16 protein-coding genes and 1 pseudogene are annotated in these 16,811 nt (G+C 43.0%); 15 read left to right on the forward strand and 2 right to left on the reverse strand.

The features are described 5' to 3' along the window. Positions 1-101: 101 nt before the first annotated feature. The 4 genes from VF06_RS29430 (at position 102) to VF06_RS29445 (ending at position 6,494) form a co-directional block, all read left to right on the forward strand. Positions 102-1,619: a helix-turn-helix domain-containing protein gene (locus tag VF06_RS29430; RefSeq protein ID WP_099071489.1), complete on the forward strand. Its 1,518-nt coding sequence runs from the start codon at positions 102-104 to the stop codon at positions 1,617-1,619. A gap of 11 nt (positions 1,620-1,630) precedes the next feature. Next, the gene (locus tag VF06_RS29435; RefSeq protein ID WP_099071490.1) at positions 1,631-1,933 is read left to right on the forward strand and encodes a fertility inhibition FinO-like protein; all 303 of its coding nucleotides are present in this window, start codon (positions 1,631-1,633) and stop codon (positions 1,931-1,933) included. A gap of 584 nt (positions 1,934-2,517) precedes the next feature. After that, the gene (locus tag VF06_RS29440; protein ID WP_099071491.1) at positions 2,518-2,904 is read left to right on the forward strand and encodes a hypothetical protein; all 387 of its coding nucleotides are present in this window, start codon (positions 2,518-2,520) and stop codon (positions 2,902-2,904) included. Beyond that, the gene (locus VF06_RS29445) at positions 2,901-6,494 is read left to right on the forward strand and encodes a plasmid replication protein, CyRepA1 family (RefSeq protein ID WP_099071492.1); all 3,594 of its coding nucleotides are present in this window, start codon (positions 2,901-2,903) and stop codon (positions 6,492-6,494) included. The genes VF06_RS29440 and VF06_RS29445 overlap by 4 nt, the downstream gene beginning before the upstream one ends. A gap of 112 nt (positions 6,495-6,606) precedes the next feature. Here VF06_RS29445 and VF06_RS29450 read toward each other — a convergent pair whose 3' ends face one another. Next, positions 6,607-7,269: a tyrosine-type recombinase/integrase gene (locus VF06_RS29450; protein ID WP_099071493.1), complete on the reverse strand. Its 663-nt coding sequence runs from the start codon at positions 7,267-7,269 to the stop codon at positions 6,607-6,609. A 536-nt stretch (positions 7,270-7,805) separates the two neighbouring features. Between VF06_RS29450 and VF06_RS29455 the strand changes: the two genes are divergently transcribed. The 4 genes from VF06_RS29455 to VF06_RS29465 all read left to right on the forward strand — a co-directional run bounded on the left by VF06_RS29455 (position 7,806) and on the right by VF06_RS29465 (position 10,403). Beyond that, a complete protein-coding gene (locus VF06_RS29455; protein ID WP_099071494.1) occupies positions 7,806-8,372 on the forward strand; it encodes a hypothetical protein in 567 nt (188 codons plus the stop codon). A gap of 151 nt (positions 8,373-8,523) precedes the next feature. Beyond that, positions 8,524-8,736: a hypothetical protein gene (locus tag VF06_RS39700; protein ID WP_143861861.1), complete on the forward strand. Its 213-nt coding sequence runs from the start codon at positions 8,524-8,526 to the stop codon at positions 8,734-8,736. Positions 8,737-8,813: 77 nt separating this feature from the next. Continuing rightward, positions 8,814-9,083, forward strand: coding sequence for a ferredoxin reductase domain-containing protein (locus VF06_RS29460; RefSeq protein WP_143861862.1), 270 nt, complete (start codon positions 8,814-8,816; stop codon positions 9,081-9,083). 612 nt (positions 9,084-9,695) lie between these two features. Beyond that, positions 9,696-10,403 (forward strand): hypothetical protein, encoded by a 708-nt coding sequence (locus VF06_RS29465; RefSeq protein ID WP_099071496.1) that lies wholly within the window; start codon positions 9,696-9,698, stop codon positions 10,401-10,403. Here VF06_RS29465 and VF06_RS29470 read toward each other — a convergent pair. After that, positions 10,365-10,589, reverse strand: a complete 225-nt coding sequence (locus VF06_RS29470; RefSeq protein WP_099071497.1) for a hypothetical protein — start codon at positions 10,587-10,589, stop codon at positions 10,365-10,367. The two genes, VF06_RS29465 and VF06_RS29470, sit on opposite strands and share 39 nt — an antisense overlap. Positions 10,590-10,898: 309 nt before the next feature. Here VF06_RS29470 and rbp point away from each other — a divergent pair, with 309 nt between their 5' ends. The 7 genes and pseudogenes from rbp (at position 10,899) to VF06_RS29505 (ending at position 16,577) form a co-directional block, all read left to right on the forward strand. Then, positions 10,899-11,207, forward strand: a complete 309-nt coding sequence (gene rbp, locus VF06_RS29475) for an RNA-binding regulator (RefSeq protein ID WP_099071498.1) — start codon at positions 10,899-10,901, stop codon at positions 11,205-11,207. A gap of 71 nt (positions 11,208-11,278) precedes the next feature. Then, positions 11,279-11,469 (forward strand): annotated as a pseudogene (rpsU, locus tag VF06_RS29480) (30S ribosomal protein S21). Between the two features lie 1,400 nt (positions 11,470-12,869). After that, positions 12,870-13,259 carry a four helix bundle protein gene (locus VF06_RS29485; protein ID WP_099071499.1) on the forward strand — a complete coding sequence of 130 codons (390 nt, stop codon included), beginning with the start codon at positions 12,870-12,872 and terminating at the stop codon, positions 13,257-13,259. Positions 13,260-13,470: 211 nt separating this feature from the next. Next, positions 13,471-14,334, forward strand: coding sequence for a hypothetical protein (locus VF06_RS29490; protein ID WP_099071500.1), 864 nt, complete (start codon positions 13,471-13,473; stop codon positions 14,332-14,334). A 21-nt stretch (positions 14,335-14,355) separates the two neighbouring features. Further along, a complete protein-coding gene (locus tag VF06_RS29495; RefSeq protein ID WP_099071501.1) occupies positions 14,356-15,402 on the forward strand; it encodes a tyrosine-type recombinase/integrase in 1,047 nt (348 codons plus the stop codon). Between the two features lie 3 nt (positions 15,403-15,405). Then, complete coding sequence (locus tag VF06_RS29500; RefSeq protein ID WP_099071502.1) at positions 15,406-15,897, forward strand: hypothetical protein; 492 nt, start codon at positions 15,406-15,408, stop codon at positions 15,895-15,897. A gap of 2 nt (positions 15,898-15,899) precedes the next feature. Further along, positions 15,900-16,577 carry a hypothetical protein gene (locus VF06_RS29505; RefSeq protein ID WP_099071503.1) on the forward strand — a complete coding sequence of 226 codons (678 nt, stop codon included), beginning with the start codon at positions 15,900-15,902 and terminating at the stop codon, positions 16,575-16,577. Positions 16,578-16,811: the final 234 nt, after the last annotated feature.

A 16,811-nucleotide genomic window follows, 5' to 3' on the forward strand; every position in this document is an offset into this window, starting at 1 on the left:
GTATGATTGATCGCAATGTAACATACTTTGAAAACTAAGCCTCGTTTGCGGAGAGCCTCTTAACGAACATTTTTTACCGTATCAGAGGTACTGGCATAACTATGGATTTTACTGCTGAACCGGAACTTCAATCTTCTCTTTCTTCCTCTGCCTGTTTTAGAGAGCAGGAACTTTCATCTGGTCATTTATCTCAAGAAGTATTTTCAATAACAGAGTCTTTTAGGCTAGCTCTGGTCGTAGTAAATGACTTAGTATTTGCTAAGAGAGGCAAATATTTATCTGAAATTGAAATGCTCGTTATAAGAGGGGCATTGAACGATCAAGAGTACGAGGACATAGCAGGTCACTCGACTTACAGCCTAAATTACATACAGCGCACAGTAGCACCTCGCTTATGGGACATACTTTCAGAAACCATAGGGGATGGCGAACGAGTAGGGAAAAAGAAGCTGTGGTATTTTTTAGAGCAAGTTAACAAAAAGTACCATATTCAATCTGTTTCAGACGAAAAGCAAAGGCTTAATGTCAACAATTTGACATTAACCATTAGGGGTAAACTGCCGGATATATCTCGCTTTTATGGGCGAACACAGGAACTAAGCTCATTAAAAGAATTGATAAGTAATCAGCGTTGTATATCATTGATAGGAATTGCAGGCATTGGTAAAAGTGCATTGGTTGCAAAGTTGTTAGAAGAAGTTAGTGGAAGGAAACAACCAACATTTGATACTTTAATCTGGAAAACAATTACCCATGTACCATTACTTCAAGATTTAGTAGCCGAACTCATAGAACTAACTCAATCTTGCGATTCTGATTTAAGTTTGCCTGAATATACCCAAGCATTGATTTCAGTATTAATTAAACGCTTACAATCACGCCGTTGCCTGCTAGTATTAGATGGTTTTGATTTTTTATTTCAGAAAAGCAACTTTCAGCAAAGACTGGAGTATGGAGTATTTTTTCACCGCTTGATAGAAGAAGAACATAAAGGCTGCATACTCTTAACTGGTCGAGCTTGGCCTGATGAACTTGATAATATCATAACGGCAAAACTACCTCTTCATATATTGAAAATCCAAGGCTTAGACATAGATGCCGCAATCCAACTTTTATCTACTAAAGGATTATCAGATAAAGAAAAGTGTAACCAATTAATTCAAACGTATCGTGGAAATCCTTCAGAGCTCGAAGCAGTAGCTAATCGAATTAATCACTTCTTTGCTGGCAACGCCAAATTATTTTTTGAAAATCCAACTACGCTTGTTAGCAGTAATTTTGAAGTAATGCTTAATCAGTTGTTTGGAGAATCATTGAGCAGTACTCAGCGACAAATCTTGATTTATATAGCCGAAAGAATAGTTGGAAATCAACAATTTATTAGTTTTACTAAACTCTTGTCTGGGATAAAAGAGAAAAGTCAAGAAGGTGTATCAACTTTAGAGTTAATCAAAGCGTTAGAGAAACTTGAAAGGCAGTCGTTAATTGAAAGTATTAAAGACCCAGTTACTAAAGAAATCAGTTTTACTCTCCAACCAGTTATAAAAAAATACATTAAGACAGATCCGCAAGGTTTGGTGCATACTTCTGATAATTCAAAATTACCGTTCGCATCTTAACAGAGGTATTTATGATTGCAGGAAAACTAGAAGTAACAATCAAAATCAACGAACTACCAGAAGCGAAAACGGTTGAAAACGGTTGGCAACAGTTCGAGCTTGACTGCGATGGGCGGATCGTAAGCATTACAGTCAAGCCTAAGATTTGGAAGAAACTGACCGATGCTGCTAACAATTACCCGCAGTGGGTAGCAGCAATCGCCGGGAAACTCGGTCAAGAAACTGATAACGGGTTCGTATTGGATGAACCCAATATACAAGTTTTCGAGCGCAAGCCCAAGGCAGAGGCAACAGCCGCGCCCGGTGCTGCTTGAGAAAAAACCTTGCCCAGCAAGGGAAGCCAAAATAAAAGTTCACAAACAGAGGAGGAGTTTCAAGCAAAAAATCAGAATCTCGTTAGATGCTAGAAGACCACAAGTCAAGTAAGATCGAGTTTATGGTTGCGTTGAATCAAAAATGGAGGTATTTATAGACACATCAAGAATTTAAAGGACAAAACGCACTAAGGAGTGACGCTTTGTCCAGTATCAAAACAATTTAATAACTTCAGAGCGGGGTTCATCTCTAGATAACCGAGAAAGTGGTCTTTAAAGTTTGGCGACTTGATTCCACTGACTGGTCAAAGGAGATTTAGTCCACGCTACTCTACTATGCCCATTATACTTGGGTGCGACAGAAAATAGATTAATTCTGCCGTGATATTTTGGTGTCTTGGCAAAAAATTTAATTTTCGCCAAAGTTTGCTTACAAAATACTAGAGTGTAGCAGCGCGTATTAACGCGATTGCTTATCAGTCATCAGTTATCAGTAGGGAAAATCCTTGATAGCTGTGAACTGATGGCTTTGGGCTGATTTAACCCCCTCTGATGGTGAAAAACCAACAATCAGAGGAAAAATCGTGAAAAATGGATGCTTAACGCAGATAACTCCCGCACCCTCAAAACTTTGGGAGTGGCTCTTTAATAACATTGAAATCGCAAGAATTGAGAAACACTCGGTGGGAGTGTGGTTAGAAAATCTGAGAGTGATGACAGGAAAAGCAATTGTCATCATGAGCGAGTGCTGGTCAGATTACGGGTTGCTTTTGGGTGCAAAACAACAGTTGCTTTCACTAGTGCAAGAACTAGAACCTAATTTAGGGCTAGTGATTATCATGTCGCCCGATTTTCTTTTAACGGGCATCGTGATTGTAGAGACTGGAGAAATAATAGCCTTTACCAGAGGACTAGCTGCATCAAAGGCGTGTGGTGAGGTATATTTTGGTTTGACTGGGGAGCAGTTATGAAAAATAACTCTGTATCCCCGCCTGAAACAGTTGTCTACCCTAACAACCTAACAGCCGCTTCTTATCATGAGTTAGCAGTTGGTAGTGCCATCCACCCTGCCTTAATTGAGCGCAACTTCTTCCACATCGAAGGAGATGCAGTTTACGACTACCTATTTATCAGTGACAAAATTCCTCGGAAAAATGCAGGTCGAGTCACAGATGGATACTTAAAACTATACGAGCATCTCCAAGCTGGAGCGACTAGAATTGGTTCGCTTGACCCGTACAACCATTGGTTGCCAATGGAATGGGGACGGATAAAGCCCAACTTCCCACGCATGGATTGGGAAAAAGGAAAACCTGTTAAGTATGAGTCACCCCCCAAAACTCCTAACCGTGTTACCTACTTTGATGTGGCCGATTGTATCTGGGATTTGGTGGCACTACGGTATAGCATTAAGCGATATCACTCACCCCTGGCACTGCGATTACAAAATAGGCTTACTCCACTGATATTTTGGGAATGGGTACAGCGGCATCCACAGATCCCAATAATATTATGTGAAGGTGAGAAAAAGGCGGCCTGTTTACTCAGTCTGGGGTTTGTAGCTCTAGCACTGCCGGGAATTTGGAATGGTCGCGTGGGCAAAAAGGATTTCGATGAAAGGCTGCATCCGGATCTACTACCACTGGCACAACCGGGGCGCAAATTCATTATTCTGTTTGACTACGAGACGAAGCTAAAAACCCGATGGTCGGTGTATCAAGCCACAGTTCGCACTGGCAAAGCTATTGAGGCGGTTGGCTGTACTTGTGAAGTGGCACTGCTGCCGGGGCCGGAGAAAGGCGTTGATGATTTTGTAGTTGCTAGAGGTGAGGATGCTAACGCATTGCTGACGGCAGTTGTTGATGATGCTCACTCATTGAAAGATTACCAGAGTTTGTTTCTACTCAAGCACCGGGGGCTGAGAAAATATAAACCTGATGCAATTGTTAATACAAAGTACTTGTCTGATGCGGTTTTGCTAGAAGACAACACTGCGATCGCACAACCTCATACAGTATGTGTGTCGCTGCCCAAAAAACAAGTTGAACCTTTTGATTTTCTTCATCAGCCAGAGCCAGCCCTTGAAATACCCCCAGACCATCGAGTCAAAGTCAGGTACAAGCTCAAAAAATTGAGGCAACAGCAACAACCAAGTCGTGTTGTGTTCCCCCGAACTGGACTGGTAGTATTAATCAGCGATATGGGTACTGGTAAAACCGAGTTAATGCGTTGGTGGCGTGATGCTCACCCAGATCAAAGATTTCTCAACAACGGGCATCGGGTGAATTTGCTCAAGAATTTAGCCGAACGCCTGAAAACCTTGATGTATTCTGACCTTGGTTATGCTGGCATGGCCCAGGCAAGGGCGCTGAGCATTACCATCGACAGTTTATATAAGTTAAATACCCAGGCCCTAACTTATGGCTGCATTTTCATTGATGAAGCTTGCCAATACCTGACTCATCTATTACTGAGCAAAACCTGTAAAGAACATCGCGCATTAATCCTGGAAACACTACAGTATATCGTCTACAACGCCCCCCTGGTAGTGATTGCCGATGCACACATGGATGACACAACCATTGAGTTTTTCAAAGCGATGCGACCAGAGAACGAGCAACCATACATTATTAAGAACGAATTCAACAACGGAGATCGCACCATCTATTGGTATGAAGGTCAGGATTCAAGTGCTTTGGTTGCTCAAATTTCGGCGGCAATTATGATTGGTCAGAAAGTTATGGTGGTCAGCGACAGTAAGCGTTTCATCAAGAAGTTGGAAAAATCATTTTTGCTACACATTGAGTTATCTCCTGATGCCGACGAGATTGACTCCACCACTGATTCTCCATCTACTACTAACAATAGTAAGCGTTTGGCAAAATTACGGATTTGGTCTGTGCATTCAGATAACTCTGGCAGTGACGAGAATGTGGCCTTTATTAAAGACATCACTAATGCCGTCAAAAATATAGATATACTTTTGACTTCCCCCAGCCTGGGAACTGGTGTAGACATTCCAGACTATCATTTTGATTTAGTGTTTGGGGTGTTTCATGCCATCAGTCAAACTGCAACTGAGTGCGCTCAACAACTGTGGCGCTATCGTCCAAAAGTGCCGATTCATGTTTGGGTCGCGCCGAAGCCACCTTTTGGATATTTGGATACCAACCCGACTAAGATTAAACTTAGACTACTCCAAACCAACGAGATTACAGCTTTCTTACTGCGGATCGACCGAGAGTCAGGCAAGAGGGGCGCTGAGAAAGACTGGGCGTTAGATGCTTACTGCAAAATCAAATCTGCTCGTCACCAATCCATCAATAACTTACGTACAGACCTGCGCGAGTTGCTTAAGCACATGGGCAATGAGATTATACCCGTGGGAGACGAGAATGATGCCCCGGCTTGGGAATTGTTGAAGACGGCGGCGTCCGCTCTCGACTCGGCTCATCATCATGCCGTCGCCACTGCCAAAAACATTACTAAAACAGAATACCGCGCACGACAAACCAAGGATTATCTTTCGCCTGATGAGATGAACGAATGTGAAAAATTCCGCATTCATGATGCCTATGGCATGGAAGTTACGCCCCTATTAGTCGAGAAGGACAACTCCGGTAGACTCGTTGGAGCGCTTGCTGCTCTTGAGGCCATCCTTTCACCATCAGATGAAATCATCCAAGACTCCAAGACTGGTAAACAGTACCCCGCACCACCAGCATTCGTTACCCAACTAGACCGCGCTGAACGCGACAAACTTCCATTTTGTATGGATTGGGGAAATTATTCCGCCAAGTGGTTAGCAAGGGTAAACTTGGGGTTACATCATATCCTGGGGCGTTTAGTCACTGGCGAAGAAGTAACAGCTGCCGATCCACATCTATTAAATATGACAGCGATCGCCATTCAATGTGCTGCTCACATCAAAGCAATTCTTGGTTTTACAGTTCCAAGCGATTGTCAACCGATTTGGCTGTTGGCCACAATGCTTGAACAACTGGGGCTAAAGTTAGCTTGCCGCAAGCAGGGCAAACGCGGTCAACAGGTGAAATTATTCTCGCTGTCGAAGGCAGAATTGGATTTTGCACTCGCTGTTATCGAACATCGACAAAGCAAACGTGCCGAAAGACAATCAGCATCAGGCTTAGAGCCGATTTTCTCCCCTGTATCCACCCCCCCCCATAATGGTATAGGAAACTCCCTAGTTGAAGGGGTGGATACTACACAACCAGAAGAGGCTCTTGGGCACAGATCTATGGCAATAACCCCTAACGCAGCACTGTGGTGCAGAGGGGCACAGGGGCAAAAATCTCTCTCCCCTGCTTCCTCTACAGATCGCATTACTTTACTTCACTGCGTGGAAACCCTTCGCTCTGGCATCGCCCAAGGTGTAGAGGCTCTTAAGGGTATCCTCAAACGGTGGACTGGTGATTGGCGGTGGGAGGTGGTGCTGGAGTTGGAGGCGATAGCGCTCAGTGAACTGCGCTCGTTGGAGGCAGCAATCCCGGAATTTTACGAGTGGCTCAATGAGGAAGTGTTGCCTATGGAGGGCAGCTAAACTCGTGCCACAACTAACCGTATTTTCTGAGTAATTTCTACTTTTGCTTTCAGCGAATTTACGCTAATTCCGCTCGTATTGCTTGCAAATTTGTTTTTTGAGTAAAATGAGGTTAATGCCTTTGCTTGACTGATTTTTTGGGGACTTCGACTTTCGCAGTTTTCTCGAAGTCGCTCTCTTCAATCGGCGCAAGCAGCGATAAAGATGATACTGCTCCCAATACTTGTTCTTCTTTCACCTCCAGGTACTTGTAAAGCTCGTCCAACGTGCGATGCCCAGAAATTTCCTGAATAACTCTTAAGGGAATTCCAGCATTACTCATTGAAGTGAGTGCTGTACGGCGAAAGCTGTGAGAGCTTACACCTTCAATTCCGACTCGTTGGCAAGCAACTCGCACTATCCACAGTGCTGAATCTCTGTGCAGGTGGGTACTAGCTCTCTTGTGATCGGGATTTCCTGGAAATAGCCACGGCGAATCATCTCGCGGTTTATATGCTTGCAGCCTGATTCGCAATTCTTGAATTACGGGTATGGCGCGGGTAGCCAGCTTGCCTTTGGTGTTGCCTTTGCGAAAGGTGATTTTGGCTCGAACTTTTCCTTTGGAGTCATAGACATCGCGCTTGAGCAACGTCACGGCTTCCGAAACCCGACAAGCGGTGTAAAGCATGACGGCAAACAGGGCTTTGTCTCGTAGTGAGTCTACCCCCTGCGAGAAGAGAAGTTGAATTTCCTCTGGTGAGAGTATCTTGGCTCTGCCGTGTCTATCAATCTTCAACTCGGCTCTCCTATTACCGCCCCCGTTGTTTTCTCATTATCTCAGTCTAGGGGGACACCTTTCTTTGAGCGCGTGCGATCGTGCGCCCGTGCAGATGATGACTGGCAACTAATAAGGAATGCGGCTCTTGAGTGTCAAGCAGGGCAAGACTTTCTACACAGTGCGTATAGACAAATATCTATTGTTGGTTCGCGGACTAATTGAAAATCCTCACCCCAATCATCAGCAATCAACTTACCTTTTTCTCTTCCTAATTACCCAGTCAGCAGTATACTTAAGTAAATTATTACTATATAGATGCTTTCTGTACCACATCTACACACACTGCTTACTCCTATGTGTCTCTTGAAAGTCAACTGATGTAAGGCTTTCTATACAATTGGCTTCAAACGTATTTACACAATCAACAGAATCATTACTGGGAGAGCTATTTTGCCAGTAACGATTCTGTACAGTTGCCCCAAACACCTATAAATACGTGAAAAATCTGAGGCTCACGTGGTAAACTGTCTATACCAGGGTTAAAGGATACAAATATGACAAATGTAGAGCGTGAATCGATTAACTTCCGATTACCAAAAACCCTGGTTAAAGCACTTCGTCTAGCTGCACAAGAACGTAAAACAACCGCCACAAAATTGGTAATTCAAGGTCTACACCAAGTTTTAGACGAGATACCAAGTACAAAAGAAACTGTAGAAAATCGCTTGCACAAACTTGAAAAAGATTTTCTTCGTTTACAAGAAAATATCGACAACCTTTCTTCTTCCAGAGAAAGCAACATTTCTGCCAAGGTAGAAGAACTATTCTTAAAGCTGGCACGATTTGAAGGGGTATTGTTACAAATGCAAAATAGTATTAACGCATCAAGGTCACGCAGCAAATCAAGCAGCTACCCCTACCAAACGAGTGCACCAGTCAAGCTTGAACCCCGTAATGCAGAACAACTAGCCTCGCGTCTTGGCACTAGTGCATCGACCGTCGAAGAAAAACGTGCAACTTTGCGCCAAAAGGACTTTGAACGCTGGACACAAGACCGCGATATGGGTAATCGTTCGTGGCGATTTAACGAGAACGACGGGCTTTATCATCCAGTTTATTAAACAAGTCGGAAGTCGGAAGTCGGAAGTATAGTTTTGTAATAGGTGCTACACCGACCACAAAACTGACCGATTATTGAACCGGGGGACTTAAACCCACCGAATTTGGTTAATAGCCAACAGGGCGAATGTTCCATTAAATCAACCTTCAGCTTTGGCTGCCTTCTGCCCTGGAGCCTTTAAAGCGAAGCGAGATAAAGCTCTTGAATACCAATGTGATTACTTGCTTGCTGATATGCCACTCGATATTTTGGCACTCCAGCCCAGCATAAGCGCTCGTCTTTTGCCGACCATTGGTCGGCATTTTGTTTCAATTATTTACAAGCGATCGCTTGTTGACAAGAATCAGAGAATCCACCGCGCTTGAGTACAAATGACATTCTTATTTGAGTTGGCAGCTTGCGGTAAGTTCTACATTGAAGAAAGTTCCTGGCTGGGGTTTAATTGAACTCTAGAGAAATTGAAGAGCTTAGGAATAAGTTTAAGAGCTTTACAGCTTTATACTTTATTAGTGGTCAAAAACGCATGAATAGAGATATTCTTGCTCAATACCTTCAAAATCAGATGAATTCAGAAATATATATTTGTGGTTCTTCTAAGTTAAAAGAATCAATGAAAGCTGATTTGAAAGACTTAGGTGTCAGTAAAGAGCAGCTACATGAAGAAGACTTTGCTGATGGCTATGTCAGCTTTTTTCAGTACGTGAAAACCTAAGCGGAATTAACTTTAAAGGGTTCAATACAATTGGTGATCGCTTCCATTTGTGCGCTCACACCCAAAGATTCAGGTGTTTGAGGACAACCCCTAGCCATCAACATCATCAGTGCCGCTTGACGGCGTGTAGTTAGAAACCGTTCTTGTATACGGCATCACCGTGCCAAAACGGGAAAATTGTACGCGCTTGGCTGAAAAGCTTGCATAGCAGCATCTTAGCCACTGATTTTTTAGCCTTCACCATTGAGCGGCTGATTACCCTTATTTTGTTGGTGCAGAGTAACTCATGTATGAATTAGCAATCAAAATAGAAGTACGACTTTGGGAACTAGATAAAAATTTAGAATTGAGTTAGGAAAAAATTTTTGATATTATCTGTCAAGAATATCATAATTAGGTTTGATTTACCAGAGTATGGCCCATATTCATACTACAGAATGAATAGCCCCTACTTTAGAAGCATCATTTACATAGAAGATGAAAATAGAAATAATGTAGCCTGCTACCGTCCATATTCTAAAGCTATTTATTAGTGATTAATTACTATGTCTAGATTGATTCTGGGTGGTTCATGCATCCCAGGCAAGTCGTGAAAGAAGGGGAAATTTAAAAATGACAGTCTCCAAAGTAACTGACCTAATAATTGCTTCTGCTTATGAGATTTCCTCCCCAGCAGGGGATGGAATCCACAGCTGGGTAAGCACTGAAGCCAACAACATTCGCGCAATCAACTGGCGTGACTTGGAAGCAGATAAACAAGGGAGCGATCGCATTTATCGGCAGCTCTTACTATGCAATTTTCATAGGTCAGAGAACTCGCAGCGAAGTGTAAAAGGAATCATAGAGCATGGGGAAGGGATACAGGCAGAACTACAGTTAAGCGATCCTCATTGTGAGTATCCAGACTCTAGATATCAAGAGCTATCAGCGCCTGTGAAGTTTGACAGTATTGCAAGTGCTAAAAAATGGTGTGAACTGGCAGCGCTAGAAGTATTAGAAATTATGGACGTTCCCTATCCTGCTCTCAATAGCGAAATAATTGCTGGAGTGGGTGAAACCATACCTTACCCTGGAGTAATGGAAATCGAAGGTAAAAAGCTTTGGGTAACTAGTTTTGGTTTGGCAGCTGCTGAAGATTCAGAATGTCGTCAAATTTGGGGAATTAGAAACCGGATACCTTGCTTGATGGGAATGTCCGTAAACAGTCAATTTGTAGATACAAAAGTTCCATTATCCGAAGTCTCTTTAGGAGCATTCAGCGAGACAGCTTGGCGAACGCTGCTAAAGCAGTCCAGGAAACTGCAAAGCGATCGCCCCTAAAAACCTGTTAACAGGACTATCAACTTCCTGCATCGGTTGGAATGAATTGCAGAAATTTATAGTAGCACAATTAACAACTGCTTCATCGGGGTGAATACATTGCACAACACCCTCTAACACATGAAAGGCACAGTCATTACAGATAGTTTTACATGGCAATGGTTGAGCGTCGATTGAGTTTGACATAGATCAAGATTTTCAAGAAAGGAACAGCAGCAATAGCAGGCATAAAGCTGAGATGCCTTTTAGCTTCAGTGAAAACCATGTTAATTGGGCGTATACTGCTAGGCAACACTTACGACATCCCAAGCCGGCGATCACCACCTCATTACATCACTGTTTAACCATTTATTAACCATCTACTGGATGCGTAGATTTGCCTTCTATGTCATCCTAAGAATGAGAGTTAATTCGGTGGCAGTGTTTGTTTTCAGTATTCACAGGCTTCTCTCCGAAATTTAAATCTCTAGACGCTTATAATTTTGGAGAAAATCAATGTCAATTTATGTAGGCAACCTCTCTTACCAAGTTACGGAAGAAGATATCAGAGGCGTTTTTGCTGAATATGGTACTGTAAAGCGGGTTCAAGTACCTACTGATCGGGAAACAGGTCGTCCGCGCGGCTTCGCTTTCGTGGAAATGGGAACAGATGCCGAAGAAGATGCTGCTATTGAAGGTCTTGATGGTGCTGAGTGGATGGGCCGTGACCTGAAAGTTAACAAAGCCAAGCCCAAAGAAGACAGAGGTTCGTCTGGTGGCGGCCGGGGCGGATATGGTGGCGGCGGTGGACGCGGACGCTACTAACCTTTGAAACCGTATTGAAAGAGAGAGCGAATTTTTAGGCCATTGATGAATTCAATTGAGTAGGAGAGAGAATGACCCAAATAATAGTGGGTGAAAATGAACACCTTGAGTCAGCGTTACGCCGATTTAAACGAGAAGTTTCACTCATCGGGAATTTTTCAAGACATGAGGAAGCATCGTCACTTTGAAACACAAGACAGAAAAATCCAAGCGCAAAAAACAAGCTTTACAAAAGCAGGGTAAAAGACGTTTCCGCACTTGAGAACTGACATAGATATAAATCAATGCCCTCATAATGTTTATGAGGGTTTTTTCTATGGAATTTGGCAGCAGTAAGCAAAAATTAAGCTTTATTGTTCTTACTGACTTCAAAGCCAGATATATCAAGAATTATAGAAACCAATTATAGAAACCAATGCGGGATAGCTTTGTTGCGCCGTCGCACATAAGGGCGATCGCCCTACGCCAAAAATTAAGGGTAGGCTCATCAGCTAGCCTTTGGTTTATTTAGAATGGAGCGTTACCAGTTTTTGCTGTGTACCCCAGATATAGGACTTACGCAACTGGCACAAGTGATTGTGGGTTTGCAGACTAAATGAAATTTTTTCAAGGTAAGAATGTGGGTTCGCACATAAGATGAAATTTGAACAACGAATTTATAGGGGTTTGGGGCATCGAGATTCGCGCATAAAGTGAAATCCATTGTGAGGCAAGGGTTTGAGCCAAATAGCCAATTCGCACATAAAGTGAAATTTTCTGCTTTGATCTAACAACAGCCCGAATGCTTTTAAAACGTACTTTTCAAGTGCGATCGCCTGAACCTATCCCACTATTCTAAAAATCCCTAATCTTGTCGTAAAACGTGTCTGAAAACCTTGATTTTTGGTTTTTAATTCTCAATCAGCTTAAGCTTCATAACGCAAATATTATTAGTGGGATAGGTTCCTGATCTATGGAATTGCTAATACACTCTTGATAAGAAAATAGCCAAGTAGCTTTTGTACGTAATATTTAGATTGTTAGGTATAAAGCACTATCACTATTACAAGAAATACTGTGAATTTCTGTGATCAGATGCAAAATTTCAATTTATGTGCGAAGTCGCTTTGAGGCTCAAACGCTTACTCCATAATCAATTTCACCTTATGCGCGAACTAGAGGGGCTGAAAACCCTGTAAATTCGTCCTCAGAATTTCACTTTATGCGCGAACCCACAAGAATAAGGGTTTGAACTACCTTTGTTGCAGACTAAATGAAATTTTTTTGCGGACTAAGTGAAAATTTCCCCCTAAATTCGCAGACTAAATGAAATTTTCCGCTTTAGGGGTAGAGAACGTGTCAATTTGTTACCACACAAGGCTTTGATAAAAAAGTCTGTGAGTTGCGTTCGTCCCTGACGTTGGCGCAGCCATCGCTGTGTGGCTACCAGAGAATCAGGGTTCCACAAGTAGAATTTCAATTAGTCTGCGAACCCACAAAGGGGAATGTCGAAAAATCAATGCTGTCAAAAATCGGGTATTTTAATCGTAGTTTATATCGTAGACAAGATAAGGGTCACTTATTTTGTGTTGAAGTGGTGTATTATCGAGTAGGGAAGTCGCAAGTCGCAGGTCGCAAGTCGCAAGTAAGAATAAAGAAAGATAAAGTACAGCGGGTGCAAGTATGGATAAAGACATTAGTCTTACTGACAGGAGTAAAGCGTTTGCGGTCAGAATCATTAAAGCTTGTAGCTTTCTTGATGAGAAACCGGGGGTTTGCCGGACGCTATCAAAGCAACTGTTGCGTTCTGGTACGAGTATTGGCGCTAATGTGCATGAATCTCGTTCGGCTCAGTCAGATAAAGATTTTCTGCATAAAATGGAAATTGCTTTAAAAGAAGCGCGTGAAACCGAGTACTGGCTGGAAATCTTAATTGAGTCTGAAGTTGTAGAGAAATCTAGATTTTATCCGTTACTTCAGGAAGCTGATGAAATAGTGAAGATACTCGTCGCCTCTACGCGTAAAATTAAAGATAAATTGAATGAAAAAAACGAAGTTGTCAGTCGCAATTGAGAGGCAGTAATTAGAATTGAACGAAATTTAAGTTCATAGCTTTACCTAGAATGTCGCTACTAGATTGACCTCCGACTTCCGACTTCCGACTTCTTTAAAGTTGGATGCCACAGAGCACAACTGAAACCTTAGTTATTTAACTCAAAAGCCAGTTCCTCATCACTATTTTCTACTTCCGACTTCCGACTTCTTACTTCCGACTTCTTTAAGTATGGCTCAAACCTTTTTTCGCCAAAAATCATCGGGCTACCGGTCGCAAGGGGCTGATACGAACATTGAGGCAGATATTTATCTGTTCGCTCGCCTACGGCAACTTTCGCTCAAGCAACGCTTAGAAATATTCGCTGCTCACGAGCGTGGAGTCAAGAAACTTTGCCTTGCAGGAATAAAATCGCGGCATAGTGGAGCGCCAAAAGAGGAGATTCGCCATGTGTTTGCTCGCGCTGTACTAGCAGAAAAATTTCGGGTTGATTTTGACTTTGTTGGTGTTGATGAAAATATGTGGATTCAAGATTCAATTTCGCTTGCAGGAGAGCTACACCAACTTTTTGAATCAATAAGTGTTCCTTACTACGTGAGTGGTGGTGTTGCTGCTTCGCTGCACGGTGAACCCCGTTCAACTCGCGATCTAGATTTAGTAATCGAAGTCCAACCGGAGCGGATAGAAATGCTTGTGACGACGCTCTCCTCAGCACTATATTATTGCCCAGCAGGTGCAGTTGAAGATTTATTGCTGGGACGCGAGCGGATGCTTAATATCACGCACACCGAAACTATCGCTAATGCCGATTTATATATAAGTGATGTTTCGCCGTTTGCACTTTCGCAGATGGCACGTCGGAGATTAGTTGACTTAGAAGGGATACCGAAGTTTTGGGTTGCCTCACCAGAAGATACAATCTTACAGAAATTGCGGTGGGGAAAGGAAAGTCAATCTGAAAAACAGTGGCGCGATGTGCTGGGGATACTCAAGTTGCAAGCAGAAAGCTTGGACTATGCATATTTGGCACAATGGGCAGAGAGTTTGAATTTGATTGAGGATTTTTCCCAAGCATTGACTGAAGCTGGTGTTTAATATTTAACTGAGAACTAAAAAATGCGATCGCCTGAAAATTTAGTCAAAGATTCCTTACCTCCAATTAAACTCATCCCATTAGAAAATGGTGATGAAGTGCCTGCTAAGGGTGCTACACAATTGGGTAGTAAATCTACAAAGATAAAAGCACCTACTGATATTCGCCTTGTAAAAGTACTGGAATTTTTACGCAGCAACAATCTCGCACCCAACAGCCGCAAGCTCTACGAACGCGAACTAAAGAGATTCTTAGGATGGACACAGCTGCATTATCACGAGCTACGCCCGCGTCACTTAGGATTGTACAAAGAATACCTCAGGGATGAAGTAAAAACTGATGCAGAAAAACCGCTTTCAAAAAGTAGCATCAATGCGGGAGTTGCTGCACTCAAAAGCTTTTTTAAATGGATGTGTTATACGTATCCAGATATAATTGCTACTAATCCTACATTGGGAATGAAGCTAGAAAAAGTGCCACTGCCACCAGCCCAAAGCTTAACACCAGAACAGATGGAAAGGGTGTGGGCAGCTTTAGAGCTACTGGGAGAAACAAAGCAACGGGATACCGCACTAGTACACATTCTCAGCCACGGGTTGAGGGCAGGAGAAATTGTCGAGTTAAATGTCGGGTCATTTGATGGCAAGCTACTATTTTTGCCAGATACCAAAACGAATGAACCGCGCTTAGTGCCACTAAAGAAAGAAAGCCGTGAAGTTTTGCAAGAATATTTGCGATCGCGTATTGAATCAGGGGAAGAATTGAATAGCCTCACGCCGTTAATGATTTCACATCATGCTTCATATAAGGGCGAACGCTTGAGTTACCACGGCATTTACTTTGCTGTGGAGAAGATAGGTGAGCTTGCAGGTATTGAAGACTTACATCCCCACTCCTTTCGGCACACCTACGCCACAGACTTATTGCTGTTGGGTGTTGACCCCAGCCATGCGCGAAAACTGACCGGACATCAAAGCGAGAAAGCATTTCGACGGTATACTCTGCGTAGCGAACAAGAAGCGGCGATCGCTGCTTACTACCGCGCCATTGGGGAGGAAGAACAGGAGTAGGGTATGCCAAAGCCGCTCGATCCCAAGTGCCAACTGTGTGCTAAGTTGCCAACATCTAAGGCTAAAGTGCTGCACGGGACAGAAGGTGATGGCTGTTGGAATCCGAAGGTCTGTCACAATCGTCGCTCGTTCTACCGCAAACGAACATTAGATGACTCAGCACAAATTGAAGCGATGGGCTACGCCCCGCCGAAGGCGATCGCCGTTGAGCCACCAGCCAACTATTTCGCCGTGTTGTACTTATATAAAGAACCAGGAGATAAACCGTTACACGCTATGTCGGCAGAGTTATGGCTGGGGCAAAAGCCGATTTGTCGTTTAGAGCCGATTCACTGCTTTGGGCTAACGGCAGGGAAGATACGTACCTACACAGATAAGGTATTACAGGCGTTTGCTAAAGAATACAATATTTCCCTGTATCAGTATAAAGATATGTTTGAGGTTAGTCCAACGCATTGCCCAGTGCGACCTTGCCCAAAGCACCCACAAGTTTAATCATGACCAGCTATCGCCAATTAACGATTTGGGAGCTTTTAGATGAGGTATCCGAAGCCCCACCCACCTCTTCACTTGCGCCAGTATGGGAATGTTTAGACACCGAGCTAGAGAGTTTACCTGTGGAGGCACAATTAGTAACAGCCGCCACAGCTTTCTACCAAATCGCAGATATTCTCAAAACCCGCGCCCAGTTATTGTTGGAGGATATACGCGCCGACAGCGATACTGATGGCCCAGTAATCAGCACCGACATCTTTGCTGGTTTGGTGCGGACAACCATGCACCTAGAATTGGATGACCTAATCGAAGAACCGCCAGCGCAGACTTTTAGACCGCATGGGCCGCATCAGTTTTCCAATACTGCCCAAAATAATGATTCAGTGGCAGCGCCTGTTGACAAAGCGAACGTCCTAACAATGCTAGAACAAGTGACGACTTTAGAAGATGTTCGCAACTTAGCAAGCGATGAAGATGTGCAAAAATGGACTGCTGCGATCGCTCTTTATCTTGCACAAGTAAAAGAAGAAATTGCCCTAACTAAACTGCAACGCGCTTTGAAAATGCCGATGGTGGAGGTGTGGTTGGGATTATTGCTAGGTGGCTTTAAATTAGAGCAACGTGGGGATTTTTACAATAGCCAAAATATTTGGGTAATAGAAAGTTCTTCTGGATGTTGAATGGGAGCAACGCGATTTTGTGAGGTCGGGTAAAAACCAAGCGTTCGCTAAAACTGACATTTGTGCATGAAGTAATTTTGTTTACAGTTAATATACGTAATCATACGATAAATCATCTTGATGAGATATCTCAAAAAGATTGCTAGTAAGTTATTTGACGATTATTTCCAAATATATCTACGATAAGTCTTTAATACTCAGTATCAATTATGGCAAACAATAAATTGAATACAG

The sequence above is a fragment of the Nostoc linckia z4 genome, assembly GCF_002608075.1.
GTDB lineage: Bacteria > Cyanobacteriota > Cyanobacteriia > Cyanobacteriales > Nostocaceae > Nostoc > Nostoc linckia.